Annotated in this window: 22 protein-coding genes, 1 pseudogene and 1 other annotated feature; of the genes and pseudogenes, 2 read left to right on the top strand and 21 right to left on the bottom strand. The window is 42.2% G+C overall.

Annotated elements, in window-relative coordinates; all coding sequences use genetic code 11:
- Window positions 1–52: 52 nt before the first annotated feature.
- From IGJ45_RS07945 to IGJ45_RS07895, 11 genes are all read right to left on the bottom strand, one after another.
- Window positions 53–355 (bottom strand): hypothetical protein, encoded by a 303-nt coding sequence (locus IGJ45_RS07945; protein WP_003126704.1) that lies wholly within the window; start codon window positions 353–355, stop codon window positions 53–55.
- Window positions 356–521: 166 nt separating this feature from the next.
- Window positions 522–1,868 (bottom strand): TrkH family potassium uptake protein, encoded by a 1,347-nt coding sequence (locus tag IGJ45_RS07940; RefSeq protein WP_003126705.1) that lies wholly within the window; start codon window positions 1,866–1,868, stop codon window positions 522–524.
- Window positions 1,869–1,916: 48 nt separating this feature from the next.
- Complete coding sequence (locus tag IGJ45_RS07935) at window positions 1,917–2,546, bottom strand: V-type ATP synthase subunit D (protein ID WP_005473260.1); 630 nt, start codon at window positions 2,544–2,546, stop codon at window positions 1,917–1,919.
- Window positions 2,527–3,927: a V-type ATP synthase subunit B gene (locus tag IGJ45_RS07930; RefSeq protein ID WP_005473263.1), complete on the bottom strand. Its 1,401-nt coding sequence runs from the start codon at window positions 3,925–3,927 to the stop codon at window positions 2,527–2,529. The genes IGJ45_RS07935 and IGJ45_RS07930 overlap by 20 nt, the downstream gene beginning before the upstream one ends.
- Window positions 3,911–5,698 carry a V-type ATP synthase subunit A gene (locus tag IGJ45_RS07925; protein WP_113849732.1) on the bottom strand — a complete coding sequence of 596 codons (1,788 nt, stop codon included), beginning with the start codon at window positions 5,696–5,698 and terminating at the stop codon, window positions 3,911–3,913. The genes IGJ45_RS07930 and IGJ45_RS07925 overlap by 17 nt, the downstream gene beginning before the upstream one ends.
- A gap of 15 nt (window positions 5,699–5,713) precedes the next feature.
- Window positions 5,714–6,025 (bottom strand): V-type ATP synthase subunit F, encoded by a 312-nt coding sequence (locus tag IGJ45_RS07920; RefSeq protein ID WP_060814344.1) that lies wholly within the window; start codon window positions 6,023–6,025, stop codon window positions 5,714–5,716.
- Window positions 6,015–6,995 carry a V-type ATPase subunit gene (locus tag IGJ45_RS07915; protein WP_156248304.1) on the bottom strand — a complete coding sequence of 327 codons (981 nt, stop codon included), beginning with the start codon at window positions 6,993–6,995 and terminating at the stop codon, window positions 6,015–6,017. Before IGJ45_RS07915 ends, IGJ45_RS07920 begins: the two co-directional genes overlap by 11 nt.
- A 3-nt stretch (window positions 6,996–6,998) precedes the next feature.
- Window positions 6,999–7,601 carry a V-type ATP synthase subunit E family protein gene (locus tag IGJ45_RS07910; protein ID WP_249974616.1) on the bottom strand — a complete coding sequence of 201 codons (603 nt, stop codon included), beginning with the start codon at window positions 7,599–7,601 and terminating at the stop codon, window positions 6,999–7,001.
- A 15-nt stretch (window positions 7,602–7,616) separates the two neighbouring features.
- Entirely contained in the window at window positions 7,617–8,087 is a 471-nt protein-coding gene (locus IGJ45_RS07905; protein WP_003126713.1) for a V-type ATP synthase subunit K, read from the bottom strand.
- Window positions 8,080–10,047, bottom strand: a complete 1,968-nt coding sequence (locus tag IGJ45_RS07900) for a V-type ATP synthase subunit I (protein ID WP_409531443.1) — start codon at window positions 10,045–10,047, stop codon at window positions 8,080–8,082. The genes IGJ45_RS07905 and IGJ45_RS07900 overlap by 8 nt, the downstream gene beginning before the upstream one ends.
- A complete protein-coding gene (locus tag IGJ45_RS07895) occupies window positions 10,025–10,357 on the bottom strand; it encodes a hypothetical protein (protein WP_029486849.1) in 333 nt (110 codons plus the stop codon). The genes IGJ45_RS07900 and IGJ45_RS07895 overlap by 23 nt, the downstream gene beginning before the upstream one ends.
- Before the next feature lie 116 nt (window positions 10,358–10,473).
- Window positions 10,474–10,525: a sequence feature (sodium ion sensor (DUF1646 type); this cis-regulatory element may regulate processes involved in with the transportation of sodium ions), on the bottom strand.
- A 178-nt stretch (window positions 10,526–10,703) separates the two neighbouring features.
- Between IGJ45_RS07895 and IGJ45_RS07890 the strand changes: the two genes are divergently transcribed.
- Both IGJ45_RS07890 and IGJ45_RS07885 read left to right on the top strand, forming a co-directional pair.
- Entirely contained in the window at window positions 10,704–11,375 is a 672-nt protein-coding gene (locus tag IGJ45_RS07890) for an NAD(P)H-dependent oxidoreductase (RefSeq protein ID WP_096710971.1), read from the top strand.
- Window positions 11,372–11,545: a hypothetical protein gene (locus IGJ45_RS07885; RefSeq protein WP_003126717.1), complete on the top strand. Its 174-nt coding sequence runs from the start codon at window positions 11,372–11,374 to the stop codon at window positions 11,543–11,545. The genes IGJ45_RS07890 and IGJ45_RS07885 overlap by 4 nt, the downstream gene beginning before the upstream one ends.
- A 220-nt stretch (window positions 11,546–11,765) precedes the next feature.
- Here the strand turns inward: IGJ45_RS07885 and dat are convergent, their stop codons facing one another.
- The 10 genes and pseudogenes from dat to IGJ45_RS07835 all read right to left on the bottom strand — a co-directional run bounded on the left by dat (window position 11,766) and on the right by IGJ45_RS07835 (window position 21,771).
- Window positions 11,766–12,611, bottom strand: coding sequence for a D-amino-acid transaminase (dat, locus tag IGJ45_RS07880; RefSeq protein WP_096710970.1), 846 nt, complete (start codon window positions 12,609–12,611; stop codon window positions 11,766–11,768).
- A gap of 28 nt (window positions 12,612–12,639) precedes the next feature.
- Window positions 12,640–13,095, bottom strand: coding sequence for a GNAT family N-acetyltransferase (locus IGJ45_RS07875; RefSeq protein WP_003126721.1), 456 nt, complete (start codon window positions 13,093–13,095; stop codon window positions 12,640–12,642).
- Window positions 13,082–14,185: an AI-2E family transporter gene (locus IGJ45_RS07870; protein WP_003126723.1), complete on the bottom strand. Its 1,104-nt coding sequence runs from the start codon at window positions 14,183–14,185 to the stop codon at window positions 13,082–13,084. Before IGJ45_RS07870 ends, IGJ45_RS07875 begins: the two co-directional genes overlap by 14 nt.
- 355 nt (window positions 14,186–14,540) lie before the next feature.
- Window positions 14,541–14,969, bottom strand: a complete 429-nt coding sequence (locus IGJ45_RS07865) for a GNAT family N-acetyltransferase (RefSeq protein WP_060814369.1) — start codon at window positions 14,967–14,969, stop codon at window positions 14,541–14,543.
- 159 nt (window positions 14,970–15,128) lie between these two features.
- Window positions 15,129–15,548 (bottom strand): annotated as a pseudogene (locus tag IGJ45_RS07860) (GNAT family N-acetyltransferase); the annotation flags it as partial.
- A 156-nt stretch (window positions 15,549–15,704) separates the two neighbouring features.
- Entirely contained in the window at window positions 15,705–17,603 is a 1,899-nt protein-coding gene (locus tag IGJ45_RS07855; protein WP_409531444.1) for an endonuclease MutS2, read from the bottom strand.
- A gap of 260 nt (window positions 17,604–17,863) precedes the next feature.
- On the bottom strand, window positions 17,864–18,805 hold the full coding sequence (locus IGJ45_RS07850) for an LCP family glycopolymer transferase (protein WP_096710966.1): 942 nt from the start codon (window positions 18,803–18,805) through the stop codon (window positions 17,864–17,866).
- On the bottom strand, window positions 18,802–19,461 hold the full coding sequence (locus IGJ45_RS07845) for a phosphatase PAP2 family protein (RefSeq protein ID WP_103301097.1): 660 nt from the start codon (window positions 19,459–19,461) through the stop codon (window positions 18,802–18,804). Before IGJ45_RS07845 ends, IGJ45_RS07850 begins: the two co-directional genes overlap by 4 nt.
- A gap of 14 nt (window positions 19,462–19,475) precedes the next feature.
- Window positions 19,476–20,645, bottom strand: a complete 1,170-nt coding sequence (locus tag IGJ45_RS07840; protein ID WP_208774491.1) for an FtsW/RodA/SpoVE family cell cycle protein — start codon at window positions 20,643–20,645, stop codon at window positions 19,476–19,478.
- Window positions 20,623–21,771 (bottom strand): FtsW/RodA/SpoVE family cell cycle protein, encoded by a 1,149-nt coding sequence (locus tag IGJ45_RS07835; RefSeq protein ID WP_103301095.1) that lies wholly within the window; start codon window positions 21,769–21,771, stop codon window positions 20,623–20,625. Before IGJ45_RS07835 ends, IGJ45_RS07840 begins: the two co-directional genes overlap by 23 nt.
- Window positions 21,772–21,814: the final 43 nt, after the last annotated feature.

The following is a 21,814-nucleotide window of genomic DNA, read 5'->3' as shown; positions in this document are numbered from 1 at the left end:
TTACTATGAAGAAGCATATCAGCGGTAATAGTTCCCATTGACCCAAGCCATGCTAGTATTTTTGCATCAAGTTTTCAGTACCCTCTTGCCCATCACCATACACTGTCGATTGAATCGATGCAGTCGTATCAGCATGCTCTTTCCAATGCCCGAAAAAATACGTTCCGCATACTAAACTTGTTAGGAGTCCGATCCAGCCGTTGCTGAGCCATTCAACCAAAATCAGCAGTAAATAGATCAACTGCTGCGATTTTCTTGAAAGTTTCCGTAACAAGTACAGCCATTCTAGTAAAAAAACGACTAGCAGCACGGTCACAAAAGTTTTTCCTACAAACCACAATTCCCACAAGCTCATGGTCTTCCCACCTTTGGATTGTCCTAGCAGCTCTAACGAAATGCTGCAACTGACTCATTTAGTTCTTAGGAAGATCTTAGACGAGAAACCTTAAACTAACCTAAAAGTCGGCAATATTTTTCGGGGATGATTTCCATTGATCCAAAACAACTATTAATAACAGATCTTAGCCAATCATGACCGTTTCATCCGGGAATTTGTATCCGGCTTCTCGGCGGTTGGCTTTTGTCATCAATGAAAAAGCAACCGTCATGATGCCTACACGACCAATAAACATCAATAAGATGATCAATAATTTACCAAATACAGAAAGATACGGAGTCAATCCCATTGTTAATCCAACTGTTCCAAAAGCCGAAAAAACTTCAAAAGCAATGTATTCCAGTCCAAACTGAGAATTCCCCGGCATCGATTCTGTGATGGATAATAAGAAGATGGCAATAAAGCAAAGACTCAGTGTTAAGAAAAAGAGCGTGAACGCCCGCGAAACAGCCGCCTCTTTGATCGTTCTGCCAAAAACTTCAGCTCGTTTGCGCCCTTTCAACAAACTGCGAATCTTAATGATCAACACTGAGACCGTCGTGGTTTTCAGCCCTCCGGCAGTCGATCCAGAAGTACCGCCGATATACATGAGAATCATCGTCAACATTAACCCAGCCTGACTCATCTGGCCATAATCGATACTATAAAATCCAGCCGTTCGAGGGGTCACAGCAAGAAAAAATAACTGGAAAAAGCGACTAACAATGGAATCTCCTGATACGATACTGGAGTGATATTCGGTCACATAAAAACCAACCGTCCCTAAAATCAGCAAAACAATCATTGCCAACAAGGCAATACGGCTGTGCAACGAGCGTCTTTTTGAAGTAGCTAACAAGTCAAACCAGACCAGAAAGCCTAAGCCGCCGGCAATGATCAAAAGACTAATGACACCTAAAACAAAAGGATCCGACTGAAAAGAGACCAGACTATTCCCAAAAAGATCAAATCCAGCATTACAAAAGGAAGAAATGGCGTGAAAAATACTAAACCATAGGCCTTGCTGCCAACCAAAGCGTGGCACAAAAGACAGAGCCAACAGGCAGATCCCTAAAAATTGAATCAAAAATGCGATGCGGATAATGTACCAAGCCAATTGAAATTCGCCAGACATTCGGTCAAGATTGAGGGATTCTCTTAGAATCATCCGAGTGCTTAAATTGACCCTTTTTTTTGCTAAGATATAAAAGAAAACTGGGATCGACATAAAACCGATCCCCCCAATTTCGATCAAGATCAAAAGAATCGCTTGTCCGCCCATATTATACTGTTCAGAAATGGAAAAAGTCGAAAGTCCTGTCACACAAATCGCGGAAGTTGCGGTAAACAATGCATCTAAGAAAGGCACACCTTGCCCATCATTTGTTACAACTGGTAACATAAGCAACCCAGTTCCCATCAAGATCAACATCATAAAGACCAGTGTAACCAGCTGCGGTGCACTGATTTTTTTGGACATTCTTTTTTTCATCTTTCTTTCCTACCTTTATGCCAAGCAGATTTTCGACTGACGCGGCATTCACTTTGTTTTATTTTTTACCTTGATCATCCGAGTAACATTGGCGCGTTCATTTTCCTCAAGACGCATTTTGATCCCATAGATCGTCTCTTCCAATTCTGGTATCGTCAAATATTCTAGCGCATTGACCCGGCGGCGTGTTCGTTCTATCTCATCCGCCAGCAATTGACAGGTCTTTTCGATCTCTGTCAAAGACAATAGTTTAGGCAAGACATCGGTGAAACGTCCCATTGCCAGATCCAAAGGAACATTCGAGTTCACAAACCCATACTCGATCGGTGCCTGCATCACCACATCATCATAGTCGAATTGCATCACAGGCACTTCCACACTCATGATATTCTTGGTTGAGACATCAAGAGAAACTTCTGTTGCTGGCAAGATGAACATTTCTTCAATGTACTTTTCATTGATCGTGGCATTGGCTAGGCGAAAAGCCTTCATGGCACGATGTAATTGTGTTTCTACTTCTTTACGCAAAAGGTTGTTTTGTTTGATCAGTTCGATGAACTGACGCATCAACTCATCTTGTTTGTCTTTTAACAGTTTATGACCTCTTTTGGCAGTCGTCAACTGTTTGCTGAGGCGGCTTAGTTCCATGCGAGTTGGATTAACGGTTTGTCTGCTCATCTGCATCCTCTCCTTGTGGTAAAAACGCCTCTAGTAACGCATCGCTGATCCGTTTCAATTCTACTTTCGGCAGCATCGCCAACAGTTCCCACCCAAGATCCAACGTTTCTTCAATGGACCGATTTGTTTGATAACCTTGATCCAGGTATTCATTCTCAAAGCGTTCCGCAAACTTGGCATAGATTTTATCGACATCAGATAGTGCTGACTCCCCTAAAACGACTGCGAGTTCTTTGGCTTGCTTCCCTTGCGCATAAGCAGAGAAGAGTTGATTCATCGTTGATGCATGATCTTTACGAGTTTTGCCTTCACCTGTTCCCTTGTCCTTCAGCCGAGAAAGAGAAGGCAAGACATCAATCGGCGGCTGGATGCCGTTTTTGTATAACTCTCTTGAAAGAATGATTTGACCTTCTGTGATATAACCAGTCAAGTCAGGAATAGGATGGGTCTTGTCATCTTCTGGCATCGTCAATATAGGGATTTGGGTCACCGACCCTTTCACTCCCCGTAAGCGGCCAGCTCGCTCGTATAATGTGGAAAGATTCGTATAGAGGTAACCAGGATAGCCTCGGCGCCCAGGTACCTCACGACGGGCAGCTGATATTTCCCGCAACGCTTCACAGTAGTTGGTCATATCCGTCATGATAACTAAGACATGCATCCCTTTTTCATAAGCTAAATATTCGGCAGCTGTGAGAGCCATTCGCGGCGTAGCAATTCGCTCAATTGCCGGATCATTTGCCAAATTCATAAAGACAACAGACCGATCAATCGCTCCGGTTTGGCGAAAATCTTCCATGAAATATTCTGCTTCTTCAAACGTAATCCCGATACCTGCAAAAACAACCGCAAAGTCGTCCTCTGTGTCGAGCACTTGCGCTTGACGAGCGATTTGAGAAGCTAATTCTTTATGCGGCAGACCAGAACCAGAAAAAATCGGTAATTTTTGACCGCGAACAAGCGTATTCAAGTGATCGATAGAAGAGATGCCAGTTTGAATAAATTCATCTGGGTAATCTCGAGCCATCGGGTTGATTACTTCCCCATTAATGTCCATTCGTTTCTCAGCAATGATTTCTGAACCACCATCTTTGACTCGTCCTAACCCATCAAAAACCCGGCCAATCATTTCTTCAGAAACACCTAGCTCTAACGGATGTCCGAGGAAGCGCACACTGGATTCTCGTAAATTGATTCCGCCAGTACCTTCAAAGATTTGCACCAGTGCTTTATCTTCTTGAATTTCTAAGACTTGACCTTGACGAATTTCACCATTTTGCAGACGTACTTCGATCAGCTCTTCATATTTCACTCCTGAGACACGATCGACCGCCATCAAAGGACCGACAACTTCCCCGATCGTTTTATATTCTTTGATCATCCGTACGATCTCCTTTCTGCAAGATTTCTTTCATCGTATCTTTTATCTCGCTTTCCAATTTGCGGATTCCTTCTAAATCATCTTCCGGAAGATATTTCATGCGAGCGATTTTATCTCGCAGACGTTCTGTTCCCTGATAGATTTCTGTCAAATAGGCGCCTAATTCTAAAGCTTTTTGACCTTCGTCATGAAACAGTAAGATGGTCTGCAGCATTTCAAATTGTTTTTCTCGAGAAGTGAAAGTATCAACAGCATCAAAGGCATTTTGTTGTAAAAAATCTTCTCGCAATGACTTCGTGATCTCTAACAGTAGTTGATCTTTATCCGATAAGGCATCAATCCCAACTAGACGCACAATTTCAGAAAGTTCAGCTTCTTTTTGCAGCATCCGCATAGCCGTAGTCACATTTTTCGACCACTCCACTTGCAACTGACGATCCAGATAAGCGCCCATTTCATTCTCATACAGGGAATAGCTTTTTAGCCAATCGATAGAGGGAAAGTGCCTTTTTTGAGCTAACGTGGCATCCAGCCCCCAGAAAACTTTCACCACTCGCAGGGTGTTTTGCGTGACAGGTTCGGAGATGTCCCCTCCAGATGGAGATACTGCACTAATGGCAGTGATGCTCCCTTCTTGTTCCGAGCCTAAACAAATCACTTTACCGGATCGTTCGTAATACTCGGCTAAGCGACTGCCCAAATAGGCAGGATAGCCTTCATCACCTGGCATCTCTTCCAAGCGACCGGACATTTCTCGCAACGCCTCCGCCCAACGAGATGTGGAATCGGCCATAATCGCTACAGAATACCCCATGTCTCTGAAATACTCCGCAATCGTGATTCCGGTATAGATAGAAGCTTCCCGAGCGGCAACCGGCATATTGGAAGTGTTCGCAATCAGTACAGTACGAGCCATCAAGGATTCGCCACTTCGTGGATCAATCAGTTCCGGAAATTCATTCATGACATCCGTCATTTCATTGCCCCGTTCTCCGCAGCCTACATAGACCACTAAGTCCACATCTGCCCATTTAGCAATTTGATGTTGGACCACTGTTTTTCCTGCACCGAAGGGGCCAGGGACCGCAGAGGCTCCCCCTTTTGCGATTGGAAAGAAAGTGTCGATCACTCGCTGCCCAGTGATCATTGGCTCTACCGGATTTAATTTCTGTTTGACTGGACGACTGTGCCGTACGGGCCATTTTTGCAACATCGAAAAGGAGCGTTCTCCTTTTGGTGTCTCAAGAATATAAACCGTTTCATCAATCGTAAAATCACCAGCAAAAACTTCTTTGACCCGTCCTGTAACGCCATTAGGCACCATAATTTTGTGGAGGAGCAATGGCGTCTCTTGGACGACCCCGATAACCATTCCTGGAGTAACTTCCGTTCCCACCGCAATGGTCGGTTCAAAGGTCCATTTTTTCTCATGATCCAATGCAGGCAGCTGGACCCCTCGTTTCAAAAAGTTACTTTGGGTCAGCTCCATAAATGTTTCTAATGGTCGTTGAATCCCGTCGAACATTTGAGACATAATTCCCGGTGCTAACTCAACAGACAGCGGTTCTCCTGTTGTTCGGACGGGTTCTCCTGGTCCGATACCTGACGTTTCTTCATAAACTTGGATCGAAGCGATCGTTCCTCTCATCTCGATGATTTCTCCAACAACCCCCAGATCACCGACATAACAAATATCTTCTAAACTTGCATGGCCCATATCTTTTGCTAAAACTAACGGACCTGACACTTTAATTATTGTTCCTGTTTCCACAACATCAGCTCCATTCTATAGTATGTTTTGCCCAACGGCTTTTTCGACATTTTCCTGGATCATTTTCAGCCCTACCCCTTGGGATCCATCGTAATCTGGGATCAAGATGATCGCTGGTGAAACTTGCTGTTGGTATTTGGCAATTTCTTCTGGAATCAATGCCGCACATTTTTCTGTTACGTAAATCACCGCATACTCTTCTTTCACTAAGCACTGAAAGGCACGAGTCACTTCCGCTTTTGCGATTGCGTAACACACTTGAAAGCCAAACAGCTGAAAAGGTAACACGGATTCTTTGCTGCCGATCACACCAATCTTAGCTGCCATAGTACCTCATCCTCTCTCTCAGTTCTTCTTCTGTGAAGCCACTGCGCTTTCCTACCAAAATCAGCCGCAAGTTCTGAATCTCCAATGTTTTGGCATTTAAAAACGCGAGTAATGGCATTGGTCCCAACGCTTCAGCAGCTACGAACTGCTGAGTAACTAAGTCATCTTTCACCAGTGCCAATGCAGCAAAATCGATCGTGGTCTCTTGTAATAGCGGCAGTAGCGCTTCTTGATAGCCAGTTTGTTTCAAAAAGGCGAGATAGTCAGTGAAGGAGGTTTCCGCAAAAGCGAGATAATCTTCTTTGGGAATACTTCCCACACTGACTAAAACAGCCGCCATAAAACTTTTTGATCTTTTTTGCAGCAAACAACGTGCAGCAATCGTGATATTCGTAAGGTCGATTCCTGTGATCACCGCATGTGTCAGTGCTGGAATATTTATTTTTTCGGCTAGGCGTCGTTGCTCATGTAAAAAGCGGCGATCGTAAATAATATCGATCCCTTGCAAAACAGCAGAACCTTCTAAGTATTCCCTTACTGCTTGAATCGTTTCAATGACTTTAGACGGTATACTTTCCGAAGATCCTGTTTGGATGGCATTTCTTAGTTCATCGATCGTATAGAATCCATCTTCGATCAGTAAATTGCTATAATCTCTCCCTGTTACATCTTCTTTGGTCAATACCTTCAAATTATGAAAGGTATACGGCAGCATGATCAAACGAAGCACATCAGGATCTGGGACGTTTTCTGCTAATTCTTGTATGGTTGTCAGCATTTCTCGATCCAGATACCCCTCAAATTTTTCGGAAAAATCAGCGCCCAGATAACGTTGATAATTCGTTTGCTGCAAGATTGCCATTACTTGATCCATAGACTCTGCTGCAATCAGCTGCTGCCAATCTTGCATTTGAAGCAAGGTTGTTTCTTTGATCCGAATCAGTGGATTCAATTGATGATAGCTCGCCATAGCTTACCCTCCTTTTTGGATCACTTTCAGCCAATGTTCTCTCGTTTCATTTTTGTATTCTTCTAGTAAAGCTTGGTAGGTGAAATTGTAGAAAACACCATTGTCTTCTACTATAAACCCTGCTTGCTCCAATGGTTTGCCCATCCTTGCAAGATAAGGCAACCTTTGATTGACAGCAGTCAACCAATCTTTTGTCAAACTTGCTGACTGTTGCTGTCCACAACGAAAGATTACTTCTCCCGAAACGGGTAATTGCATTAATGTATTTTCCGCCAGATGTTGGACTGTATCAGGCGCCAATCCATTCATTTTTTGATAAGCTGCCGCGAATAATGTCTCCAGTTCTTTATGAGCTTGTTTAATCCCTTCTTGTTTGGCTGCTTTTATTCGCCGATTCATGTCTTGCTGATAGTTTTTTTCGATTTGTTTTTTTGCTTCTGCTGAATGGCGCTTGATTTCTAGTTCTTTTTGGGACCAGGCAGCTGCAAAATCGGCATCGATCCTCGTTTTAGTGTCCGTTTCGATTACTTGCCGTTTTTCTTTTGCTTCCCGATCTAGTTCAGCAATCATTTTGTCGATGGCATCCATTGCATCCATTGCCTCCATTGCTTGTCGCCTCCTTTAAATGGACCCTAATAGTAGGAAAGAAATAACAAAGCCTAAGATCGCGTACATTTCCACCATGACTGAGAACATAACTCCTTTGAAAAAGTGTTCCGGTTTTTTAGCTAAGATTTGAATCCCTGATGCGGCCACTCTTCCTTGTGCGATCCCAGAGAACAATCCGGTAAAAGCTACCGGCAATGAAGCCATCAAATAGGCCATTCCGGTCACCGTCGACATCTCTGCTGCCAAACTGCCGTAGATCATAAAGGCAATCACAAAACCATACAAACCTTGGGTTCCTGGCAGTAACTGTAGAATCAGTGCCTGCCCAAATTTCTCAGGTTGATTCGTTGTCAACGCCGCAGCTGCTTCCCCTGTCATCCCTACACCCTTTGCTGAACCAATTCCAGAAAAAATCGTTGCGATTCCCATTCCTATAATCGCAAATACCATTCCACCGTTGTTATTAATCAAGTAATCAATCATCTTTCTTTCCTCCGTTTTCTTTTTCAAAATCGACATATTTTTCACTCGGCTTAAAGGTGTCGAACGCCCGGCCGCCACCTGTAAAGAATTTGCCAAAAAATTCTACATATTGTAAACGCGCTGCATGCACGTAAGCACTTAGTAATGACAAAAAGATATTTAGCGCCTGTAAGATCACTAACAGGATGATCCCAACAGAAAATCGTGCTACCGGCGGCATATAGCCCACTAATAAATTAAAGGCAGCGGCGATACTGCCGCCAGAGATCCCTAACGCCATCAAACGACTATAGCTGACAAAATCGCCAATATAGCTTGTTACCCCATAGAGATCATAGATCCCCATGAAAAAACCGCCAACTTTGGACTTTCCTTTAATGATCGGCACAATCACGATCAGCAGCCCGCTAAGTCCTGCTATAATCAATCCTAATGTGACGAGTGCTGGGGCGGTAAAGAGCCAATTTCCGGCAGCAGCAACCAAAAGTCCCGCCAGCAAGCCTTGCCAAGAAAAGCCTTGATTGACAGCTGCTAAAAAATCTTTCTTGCGAATATTTTCCTTCGCGGCCAAATAAAGACCTGTAAACAATTGGATCCCTCCAAAAATCATGGATAATCCAAAAATAGCCATAAAGTCTTTCGCTGGCGATAACAAATGAAATGGCAAAGTCGCTCCGAAAAACGAGCCATAGATCAATCCCCAAATCATCGTAGGAACGGATAATGTTTGAAACAGCATCATAAACCGTTTCGTCCCTTTAGGTAAACGGAAAAAGTGCAGGCCAATAGTGGTCACCAGTGCCATCAATCCGCCATAGCCCAAATCAGCAACCATCATCCCAAAGAAGACATAATAAAAAGGTGTCATCCAAGGCGTTGGGTCGATCTCATCATATTTAGGCAAACTATACATTTCCGTCAACATTTCAAATGGTTTGATAAACGAAGCATTTTGCAGTTTGACTGGAACTTGATTCGCAGTCAATTCTTCTAAGGTAGGTTCATTGAATGAGCAATAGACTTCGCCGTTAAAAGAATCTGCCAGCTCTTTTTCAAGAGTCAGTTGATCTTGTTGCGCGACCCAGCCTCTCAAAACAGTATGATGTTTGCCAGTGACCAATCGTTTTCGTACCATTTTTCGTTGTTCTTTTGTCAAAAAATATTCTTCTGCTTGCTGCAAACAAGCAATCTTAGTTTTATACGTGCCAATCTGATTTGCCAGCTGTTTTCGCTGATCCGCTAGCTCTCGCAGTTTTGCCTGGGCCTCGTGCAACAGCACTTTTGGTTTTTTCAGACTGTCCGTATTTTCTTTTTTTACACTATATCGCTGAAAAACATTCTCAACTTCTGCAGAAAGCTTCTTCGGGTAAAGACAACTGAAATTTGTCTTTTTTGTATCCGAATAAATCATTTCCAGGTAAACAGCATCAAGTTGTTTGAGGGTCGCTGATATGGCTTCCCAATGAGAACTTTCAACACTGCCACAAAAGAAAGTGGCAAATGCCAACTCTTTTTCTTCGAGAGAAACATCCAGGTTTTGCCATTCCATTCCCCAGGTTTCTGATTGAGAAGCGGCTTGCATCGCTTCATGATTTTTTTGCCATTGCAACTGCAACTCTTCAATTTGTTCGACAAGCGTCAAGACAGTTTGCTCTTGAAAGGAGTCTTCAAATGCAGGCAGTTGTAAAGATTGGCGTTGCCACTCTCGTATTTTGCCGCTTCCGCCTTGTCGCCGAATGAACAAGATTGCTTCTTGGATCCTGCGAAGCGTCTCTGCGTAGCTAGTCGCTGTCTCTTGTTGATAATCAGCAAAAAATTCTTTGAGCCATGGTTGATTTTCTGCATTTTCAAAGACATCTTCAATCTCAACCATCTGTAAGCTTTGCAGTTTTTTCAATAACCGCTCTTGATGGTTTTCGGGGGCGATCAAGGTCAGCTTACTTAGTTTCGTGACTGCCATAAGTTTGGATCACTCCTTCAACGATCTGATCGACCACTTGTTCTTGACAGCGACGAACATTTTCTTGGAGATCTGCAATAAACTGTTGTTTCTCTGCTTCGATCTGTTCCGTCGTTTTTTGCAACGTTTGTTGTAATTGTTGTTCAAGTGCGGACTGTTCACGCAGACATGCTGCTCTCAATTCAAGTACACGCTGTTGTAGTTCCTCCTGCTTCTCTTCTTCGTAATCAGACAGCGCTCGTTGCAATTGCTGCATCTGCTGTTGATTATAGGCTTCTGCCTCTTGCAGGCGTTTCAGTGCCTCTTCCATCAAAATATCCCTCCTATTGTCAAAGTAAACAAGACAATTGAAAAATAGACACAAAAAAGGCATACCTCGTAAAGAAGTATGCCTTCAAAAAAAAGATCGGCACGCCTTCAAGAATGTTCTCCTCACCCCTTGGAGAACGTGATCCTTGAAGCATCGAAATGCTCAACCTTTGTCTGTCTTCTATTCAATTCACTAAACAGTATAGCAAAAAAAGACGGACGATTCAAGTCAGTAAAGATTTCACTGAACCAATAATGACTTTAGCCTCTCTCACATTTATCCTTCTAATTTAAAAGCAGAGTAGTTCCGTTTTTGCCAGAATTATGTTACATCTATAGGGAAAGGATTGATTTTCTTTATGATTAGAACATTAGTTATTGCCAGTCATCCGTCCTATGACGACTCTTTATCTCAACGTTTTTTTAGCGAAAGTGCCAAGATGCCTAATGTCAGTGTTCATATGCTTGACAAAGTTGAGGGGGATTTTGATTTAGAGATTGAGTTAGAACGATTGCAAACGATCGATCGTCTGATTTTCCAGTTCCCCCTTTATTGGTACCAAGTTCCTGCAAAAATGAAATGTTGGATCGATACGGTTTGGGAGGCAGCCAAACCCTACTTATTAAATAAAGAAATCGGCTTTGCGCTTTCTACAGGCGTTGCAGCCAAAGAATTTCAACTAGGTGGAAAAGAAGGAGCCAGTTTTTCTGAAATTTTGCGACCTCTAACTTTAATGGCACAAAAATACCAAATGACCATCTTACCGGTTCTCGTTCTCGACCAGTTGATGTATAAAACAGAAAAAGAGAAACGGCGATTTGTGATCGACTACCAGCAGCTGCTGACAATGGAAGCCCCCTTTTCATTTGCTGCCAAACAACAGTGGTTTATTCAAAGACTAGAAGCACTGACAGCTGAAAATCCAAAACTCGCTCCTCTTCTCGATCAACTTATCCAAAATCAGGAAACCTTACTTGAATTAGATGAAGCTCTTGCTGAAATGGAGGCTTACGAATGAATGAGGCATGGATCCACTCCTTGATTGAAGAACAAACCGCGGAGACACTCAATTATCATGAGAAAGCCTTCTTGCAAGAATTAGAAGTGCTTTTGACACAACAACAAACGCGAATTCAACTGAAGCAAGGCGAGTTGGACAGTAAATTATGGAATCCCCAAGACTGGTAAGACCATTTTTGACAACATGAAACGCCCAACAATTGATTGCTAAGCCCAGTAAACGACGTGGCTGAATGAAACAGAAACTTGAAAAAACTAAGTGTTCTGCTAGCACGTCTCTGATTCCTATTTCAACTAACATCTACTAAATGGTGAAATCCCCCTAAGAGGTCGCTAGTCAGCTAACTCTTAGGGGGATTTCTATCTCAGGTGGGTGTATTGTTTGGAGTCAGTTCTTTTTGGTTGCTTCAATATACGCTTGTTGTAGTTTAGCAGTCACAGCTCCTAGCTGTCCAGTTCCCACTGGATGACCATCGATACCAACAATTGGCACGATTTCCCAGACAGAATTGGTAATAAAACACTCATCAAATTCTGCTAATCGATCAATCGCAACGGCTTCTTCCTTAATTGGTAGCTTCAATTCCTGACACAAGCTCAAAACTTTCATTTTTGTGATCCCAGGTAAAACCAGATTGCCATCCGGATGCGTATACACCGTTCCTTTGGAAACAAACCATAAATTTGAAGCGGAGGCTTCCGTAAAAAAGCCCTCTCGATGCAGTAATGCTTCATCATAACCATTGGACCGAGCCTCCTCTAAAGAGAGCAGATTCCCCAAAAGGCTTAATGATTTGATGTCACAATGAAGCCAACGCTGGTCAGGGATTAATGTGGCTTGAAGACCATTACGCTGCATGTCCACTGGACGATGGAATGGAATAACATTTGCAGTAAGGACACTTTTTATCGTCCCTTGAGGAGGAAAAACATGATTTCGCGGACTTAAAACCCCTCTTGTCACTTGCAAATACACTTCTCCGTCAGTGATTCCCTCAATGTCGATCAATGAACGTAATCTGTCTTTGAGAATGGTGGTTTCATAAGGCAATGTCATTTTTATTTTAGCGGCACTGTTCTCTAGTCGCTGCAAGTGCTCTTCGGCCATGAACATTTTTCCTTGATAAATGCGAATAACTTCGTAGATTCCGTCTCCATACTGGTAGCCGCGGTCTTCGATATCGATTTGAACCTCTTGTCGATCAACGATCTCTTCATTCCATAAGACTTTCATGATAGCCTTCCCTCACTTTGCGATTTTATCAAAATTTTTTTTGGTAGATATAGGATAGGTCTTTACTATACCATTTTTCACCAATTTTTTTAAAGCCATTTTTTTCGTAAAAGCGCTGGTTTCTAAGGGAATATGCTGGTGTTTCTAGTATCCAGTAATCGACGGGAAATCGTTTTTCAAATAATTGCCAAGCAAGAGTCCCAACCCCTTTACCAATAAAATCAGGGTCGAGACAAAAGTAGCAAATCTGGTGTTTACTAGGATTTGCCACAATCAAACCAATAATGCCATTTTCTTGCAGCAGGTAAAGACTGAGATCTGGATCTTGCTTCACTCGTTTCAATAATTCTCCATTATGATAGCCAGATGGACCGTCTCGTTTGTCTGCCCCCAAATGGCAGGCGGTATCTGCATCAAAAGAGGTCCGTATTATTTTTGCTAGTACAAAATCTTCTTTGTCCCCTGCATATTCAACGATTTTCATTTTCTTTTCCTTCTTGCTTTACATGTTTTTGCTGTTGATAATAGCGGGTCAAAGTTCCTGCCATGGCCATCACGATCGAATAGACCGGCAGCGCAACGATCATTCCTACAAATCCTAATAAATTCCCGGCGATCAATAATAAGAAGACGGCAATGATAGGATGGATATGCAGCACTTTATTCATGACGATTGGTGAAACAACATACGACTCGCCAAATTGAATGATCGTAATGCCAATAACTAACAAGACTGCTGTTTTCATATCTTGACTCAGAGCAAACAAGAATGCTGGTGCCGCGCCGATAAAAGGACCAAAATACGGAATGATATCTAGAACACCACAGATTAAGCCTAGTAACAAGGCATTTTGCAAGCCTAAAAATGTAAAGATTAGATAGCTGAAGACGCCAACATACAAACAGACAAGTAGCTTTCCGCTAATATATGCTGAAGCAGCTTGATGAAAATCTTGACACAACTGCAGAATAAGAGAGCGAAATTTTTTTGGTGCTTTCGAGACCAAAAGATCAGGAACCTTATGTCCATCTTTAAACATATAAACCAATAGCAACGGAATCGTGAACAAAACAATCGCTGAATGAGAGACGATTGCTACCAAACTTGTCAGACTATTCGTAGCCCCAGTGATAAACTGAGCAGCGAGATTACTGATTTGGTTGATATCCAATGAATCTAACAGTGGACCAAATAATTCCTCAAAAGAAGAATGATCGATATTGTCAATGATTCTGTTGATGATGTAAGGAATCTGATTGATAAAACGTGCCATTTCGTTAATCAGTGCCGGACCGATCACCTGAATGATTAAATAAGCAGCAAAGAGGATCAGAAGCAATGTGACATAAAGAGCGAGATGTTGATTGCTGCTCCTTTTTTTGATCAAATTGAAAAAAGGCAAAAAGATATAAAAAATAAATACAGAAATCAAAACGGGTAAAAAGACACTAGCAAAAATGGCTTCTAGCGGGCGGAAGACAAACAGAATATTTGAATAGATCCATATGCCTAGTCCCACCAAACAAATAAACACAAGTACTGCAAATAATTTCGACTTTTTTAATAGCTCCAAAGAAAAACCTCCTGTTTTTTTGTTAAACAATCATTCCTAGTTTAGCATATTCACTATGTCTTAACCGATTTTTTTGTCACAAAAACAAAATTTCAATAAAATTATTTCATTAATGTTATTAAATTTGACGTTTTCTAAGTTCCCGCTAGAAAAATGAAACAAGAGGTTTGCTAGAGACAAGTCCTTGCTACGATCAAAAAAACTAGTGGCATCAGTCTGATAAACCTTCGATCACAACAGTCAAGATCAGCCATTATAAGACGACATCCAGAGGACGGCTTCTTTAGTGATCGAGTGTGTCTTCTTGGTTAAGACTTATGCCACTAGTTTTTCCTACTTCTTTTCCTATTATTTGTTAGGAAGATAGACCTTCACTAACTTTGTTAGCGGCATATAAAAAGGCGACCGCATGACTTTTCTCCACTGTTTGGAACCCGCAAGCTTCGTAGAAAGCCCGCGTTTTTTTCGTATCGTCAGTTAATAAAATTTTTTGACGAATTTTCGGGTAGTCTCCTACTATTTTTTTTAGTAACGTTTGCCCGATTCCCTGCCGCTGGAATTCTTTCAATACGAGTAAATCTTGGATATACAAAATCGTTTGCTGATCCGTTATTCCTCGCACCAAACCAACTAAGCGCTCTTGCTGCCAAGCAGTGATCACGTGGGATTGCTGAAGTGCTGCCCACAAGACTTCTGGTTCGCGAATATACAAGGACCAGCCAGCATCTTGATACAACGAAAGGACTTGTTGTGGGTCCTCTGGAAGGTGTTTGCTATAGTGAATCGTTGATGAATTGTTTTCTTTCTTTTGAATTGCTGTTCCTTGGCCGTTCTCTGAGACAGCTAGCCATTGGTTATACGTGAGGCTAGTAAAGTGTTCTTTTCTTTGTTCATTTAACAGAGGAACCTCGACTGTTTGAGTTAACTGATAGACAAAACCGCATTTCTGTTGGACGCGCCAAGATTGTTCATTACCATCATAATAGCCTGCCCAAACCGTTAGCTTCGGTTCCCTGGCAAACTGATCAGCAAGGATCGCAGTCAACGCCTCCACTGTATAGCCTTGTCCCCAGTAAGCTTTCCCGATCCAGTAGCCTACTTCAACTGCAGGCGGGAGCATAAATTCTTTGCTGATTGGCATAATACCAATACTGCCAATCGGCGTGCCATCTTTCAGACAAATAGCATAAGTCGTTTCATTCGTGTTAAAAACATCCGTAATAATTGTTTCGCTTTCTGCCACAGATTGATGCGGCGACCAGCCGGCTCTTGGGCCGATAGCAGGATCTTTTGCCAACTCAAACAACTCTTTGGCATCAGAATTCTGCCAATGTCTTAAAATTAAACGCGTTGTTTCTATCATCTCTTTCCCCTCTTTCGGACCTTTGCTGTGAGCATCCTATATATTTATTGCATTTCTAGCGCTATTTCTACCATTATTGGAAACACTTGCGTATTGTTGCAAAATAGCTTGATTTTTACTGAAAGTTATCTTTGCTAGCTTATTTCCTGCGATCAATTACGGTTGCGCACCGTCGCCTTTCGCAAATGCTTGCCTTTCCTGTGCTTGTTTTCTTAATTTCTTTTGCGCTTTCTTCGATCCGCGGTCGATATCTCGGTTAAATTTCCGTTCTGCAAATGAATGGAACAGACTCTCCAAGTCATACCCTGCTGGATATAATTCTTCTCTAGACATCAGAAGCTTGACTCTTCTAGTGGGAACGATAACCAATGATTCATCCAGCAAAATCTGTGCTTGATTGCTTTCTAAATAAGCATAAAACAAGCCCGTTTGATTTGTCTCTGTGTAAGAGATGCGATCGCCTTTTTTTAAAGTAGCCACGGATACTTGCTGTCGTTCTTTCTGGATGCCTTTAAATACTGCTTTTTCCGTTGGATACTGTTTCGTTTCTAAGTATCGTTGTGCTTTAGCAACGATTTCTTTAGAGACTGACATCTTTTCTGCGATCCAAAAGGCATTACTGGTACCCACAGCATCAGAAAGCAGCCGATATTTAGGTGTCAATGTTTCTGGATCAAAAGCCATTGCAGCCGTATGGAAATCTTGATGATCAATAGCAAACTGTTTGATTTCCCCATAGTGGGTAGTAGCGATCAAAAGCGCACCTGAATGATAGATGGCTTCCATGATCGCAATCGCTAAAGCAGCTCCTTCATTTGGCTCTGTTCCGCTGCCGATCTCATCCAGCAATACAATGCTTTGCCGTGAAGCATGCTTGACGATTTGGGCAATGTTGTTCATATGTCCCGAAAAGGTACTTAATGCGTTCGCTAAACTTTGTTGATCCCCAATATCCATCCACAGATTTTTCAAAAATGGAACCTGACTTCCCCCAGCATGTGAAGGAAAGAGACCATAGTGCGCCATCACACAAACCAGTGCCACAGTTTTTAACACCACTGTCTTCCCACCGGCATTGGGACCTGTGATCACCAGACAGCGAGCATCGTAACCAAGTTGTAATGACAGAGGAACTGCTCCTGCTCCTAACAATGGGTGTCGAACTTCCTGTAAGTCGATTACTTCTGCTTCATTGATTTCTAGCGGAACACCATGAATTTCACGACAGTATTTTGCTCGAGCAAAGATGATGTCCAATTCAACCAATACATCCAGACAGGTAAAAATCTCTGTTAAGTTTTCTGCAAGCAGTCCAGTCAATCCAGCTAAAATTTGATACTCCTCGGCAGTCTCCTCTGCTTTGGCCATTATCAAGCGATCGTTCAAGCGAATCGCTGCTTCTGGTTCAATGAAAACTGTTGCCCGTTTATTGGAGCGTTCAATAATCTGCCCTTTGATCTGATGTTGAAATTCGGAGCGCACAGGTAGTGTGTAGCGATCATTTTTTTGAATGATTCGTGCATCTTGTAATAGTCGTGGATCTTGCAAAAACTTTGAAAAGACTTTTTTCAATTCTGCTTCATGCTTGGCTATTTGTCCCCGGATTTTCCTAAGTTCACGACTTGCATCGGTGTCAATCCGGCCATTTCGGATTTTGTCAAAAATTGTTTGTGCGGTGTCTGAAAAATCCGTTAATCCTTGCGCATAGCCAGTAAGCCGCGGTGTCTGCCACTGGTTTTTTTCAAACATCTGACGGATCAATCGAAAAGACCGTAAAAAGTCTCCATAATCGATTAATTCTCTCGGCTCTAAAATCAAGCCTTTTTCGATTTTTGTCGTATGATGCAAAATATCAGACAGGCCCATGAATGGCACTTGTTGCCCAGAACCTAAGAGGGCCATTGCTTCTTGTGTCTCCGCTAGTCTTTTTCTAGCGGAATGAATAGAAGAGGCCGGTTGTTGTTCGGCAAATCGTTGCTTGCCATAATCACTAAGGATTCGTTGACTAACAGTTGTTTTAATTGTGTCAAATTCAGTTTCTTGTGGGATATTCATATGAGGTCCTTTCTTGTGCCCGTGAAACGTCTCTCCTCCACGTTCAAAAAAAGTGTACAAAAAAGGTGACAGTTCCCCATCACCTGTTTTTATCAATAACGATTTTGATCGGTATCTGCAGGCACAACAAATAAACTTAGTATTGTTTATTTGTTTAAATTTGCTGGTTAGATACCTAAGACACTCATCAAGAGACCTCTTTCTTTTTTTGAACGATTTTCTTTATTTTAGTATATCTATGATCGAATTGTCAACATCATCTATTCTGCCGGTTCATTATGTGTTTGCATATCCAATTCAGAATGTAATCGCTGGATCGCTAGCTGTCGTTCCTCATCAGAGATTGCTTGGTAAGAAATCCCTGCTTCTCCTTGCAAGCCATCTCCCGTAAAGCCTGTCCCCTGTATTTGATAGAGATCAACTGTTGTTAGGGCAGTCTGGTAACTCGTTATTAATCGTGAGATCTGCTGAAAAGTGAGATCCGTTTGGCCGTTTTCTCCAACGATCGACATGAGCTCTTGGTACTGGAACAAACTTGACAGAGACAGCAATTCTTTAGCGAGGAGCTCAGTCACTTGTCGTTGTCGTCTCTGCCGGCCATAATCCCCTTCTGGATCATCTTTACGCATCCGAGTATACTGAAGTGCTGCCCAACCATCTAATTGAAGCTCCCCCTCTGGGTAATGAATTTTCTCAGCCGTAAACTCAAAATCGTTGTAAACTGTGATTCCGCCAATCGCATCTACAAGATCTGCCATGCCATCCATATTGATCGAGAAATAATGATGAATTGGGATCTGTAAAAATTGTTCGATCGAAGCGATCATCATTTCGGCGCCCCCAAATGAGTGGGCATGATTGATTTTATCTTTGAAACCTTTACCAACAATCTCTACATAAGCATCACGAGGAATACTTGTAATGGATGTCCGCTTATTTTTTGGATTCAATGTCACGATCATGATCGTGTTCGCACGATAGTCTGTTTTTCGCTTTGAATCATTTGCGATACCCAAAAGGAGCAGACTTAGGGGTTCTACCTCTTCAATTACTGTTGCTTCTCGCCCTTTAATCGGTGCGTGCATGGTTTGAACCGTTTGTTCTGCACGAAGAACGATGCGCAGCGCATAGACTGTTCCAACGGTCACAAGCAGTGTTAAACTAACCAAAAGCGTCAGCCAAACTTTCTTTCCATTCGTCATGGTCTTCTCCTTTGCTTGAATTTATCGGATAAATTGTTACTTTTACTCGTAAGAATCCTTTCAGTCCATTCATAAGTCATCAATGTGATCCCACTTGCTAAACAGATACTTGCGAGGGTATCGCTTGGGTAATGAACGCCTAAATAAAAGCGGGAAAATATTACTAAAAGAATGAAAGAGCCGCCGAGGATAGCCAACAGACCTTTTTTCTTAAACAAAAATCGAGTGAAAAGCAAACAGGTAGTCACCAGTGTAACAGCTAGCAGGGTATGGCCACTGGGAAAGCTGTGTGAATCGCGAACCATCCCAGCTTCTAGGACTGGGCGTGGCCGCTGAATCAGCCATTTCATCACTTGACCGATACCACTCACTACAATCAGATTTCCTATTCCCCAGATTGCCCAAACTCGTTGCTGCTTTTTCCATAAATAGATGCCCAAAAGCAGAAATAAACCAGTTATTGGTAGGATCGTAGCAGTCGAAGCGATGGCCAACATGATTTGGTCTCCTAAAGCAGTGCGCATCTGAGGCAAATTCCAAAAGAGTCGGTCTATCCTTTGAAACCAGTGTGGCTGATGCAAGACTAGGATCGTCAATAAAAAAAACAATGCAATAAAGCTAAGACTGACCGTCATCCGACGAGTTCGATTGAACATTTTAGTAAACTCCTTTAATTTATTGGGAAAGTTTTTTTCGGGGCATACGCCTTCTCCAGCCCAAAAATAATGCCTAAAGAGAGACCAACTGCAATCAGCGAGGTCCCACCTTGACTCAGAAATGGTAGTGGAATACCCGTCAAAGGCAGTAATCCAATCGCCGCCCCGATATTTTCAAAAATTTGAAAAACCAAACCAAAAACAAACGTGATCGATAGATAGACCGAGGCTTTATTATTTGTCCGCAATGCTGCAAAAATGATCTGATAAATCAAATAAAAATAGAGAAAAATTACTAATGAACTGCCTAAAAATCCAAATGATTCTCCGATGACTGTAAAGATCATATCGGATTCACGCACAGGAACGTAGACAGGAATGTGCGTGTCACTTGCCCCGAGGAGACCACCTGAACCAATTGCCCACATACTTTGTACTTGTTGGTAAGCAATCGAGTCTTGATAAGCAAAAGGATCTGCCCAAGCTTTGACTCGATCCAGTTGATAGGGTTTAAAATGCAATCGAAACAACATCGTATTCCCCCAATCAGTAAAGACTAATAGCAATAACAGTCCGCCAACCACAGCCAATACCGTAAAAATTGCTGTCAACAGTTTCCAATGGACACCGGAAATAACAAATAGTGCGCCGAGCATTACGATGAAAACCAAACTAGTACCAAAGTCCCGTTGCATATACATCAATAGAAAAGTCGGCAAACTATAAAGCACTATTTTTAGAATGTAGAAACAGTCAGATTTGATTGTTCGCTGAATCTGTCTTTTTTCATATAAGAGTGTGAGATACACCATAAACAATACAAAAGCCAATTTCATAATCTCAGAAGGCTGCAATGTGAAACTGCCGATCCGGATCCAACGTTTTGTATGGGTCAACTCAAACATGACGGGATCATAAAACCAGTACAATAATGTCATCAATCCTAGAGAAAGAACATAAAAGATGCCAGAGAACCGCAATAAAAAAGTCGTCGAAAGTAAACTGCCCGCAAACAATGCGATTGCGGCAATGATGCAAAAAAAGAGTTGCCGCACAACAACCGGTCCCGGATCAATGCCATCCAGCACACTGGCACCATATTGAACCGCAATACTCAATAAAAAAAGTAAGAAAACCGGCAGAATCAGTGCATAATTCACTTCATGTCGTTTGAAGTACTTCATTTGCTTCCCTCCCTCTTTCCAATTTGAGGCAAATACCAAAAGCAAACGAAAGAATAAAGTAACTGGAGCCACCATAACTAATAAATGGTAAAGGAACCCCTGTCATAGGCATTAACCCTAAGATACTTGCGATGTTGATACTTGTTTGCAATAACAACAATGTGGCAGTTCCTAATAGAATCAAGCCTATTTGTGAATCAATAGCTGTTGCCGAACGAATAAACAGGCGCAACACAATTAGAAATAATAATCCAATTACAAAAATCCCTACCAAAAGGCCAAGCTCCTCTACCAATACCGAAAAAATGAAGTCTGTCTCCGCAACGGGTAAGAACCCTTTTTTCGTGATGCTATTGCCTAAACCCAACCCGCTTAATCCGCCATTGAATAATGCATAATAGGAATGAATCATTTGGAAACCTTGACCATATGGGTCAGAAAATGGATCTCCAACAAGTTGGATCCGGTTGTATACATGCATGAAGAATTGTGGTAACCAGCCGTGTTGTCCTAAAAAGAGGACCGCACCTCCTAAAAGAAATAAACTGGAAATCAGTGCAGTAAATAGCAGGAATGTGACTTTGACTGGCACTTGAACAGTCGTGATCATAACAAAAGCCAAAAATAGTAAAATCATTACTCCTGCAACTTTAGGCTGCATTAGAACCAGCCCACAACATAGAAATAAGAGAAAGAGCGGCTTTTTTAATTCATTGAAAGATCGTTTGACCTTAAAATAGTTTGCCAAATAAAGAATCATACCGACATTTGTTATTTCTGAAGGTTGAAACTGAATGCCAAAAATCGAAATCCAGCGCTGAGCACCGTTAACTGATACCCCGAAAAATGGCAGGTAGGCCAACAGTAACATGACAATGCCAAAGGCCAATAGTCCCACCGCTAACTTTTTGCTTAACAAAATTTCGACGCGGGTTTTTTGAATCAAAAGAATCATTCCCCAACTCAACAGCAGAAAAATCAGCTGTCGCTGGAACAACGCGGCCGGTGCACCCCCAGCAGTCATCAACCGGTAAGAACTTGCACTATAAATCATTAAAAGACCGATGATACTCAACAGCAAATAAGCTGTGATAAGTAACCAATCGATCTTTCTCTTTTTACTCATATCGTCCACTCCTTCCCTTGGAGCAGGTGATTTCAGACGTTAT

The organism is Enterococcus sp. DIV0574 (genome assembly GCF_051711125.1).
Taxonomy (GTDB): domain Bacteria; phylum Bacillota; class Bacilli; order Lactobacillales; family Enterococcaceae; genus Enterococcus_D; species Enterococcus_D gallinarum.
Note: the sequence above shows the minus strand (reverse complement) of the source record. Positions and strands in the feature narration are given on the sequence as shown.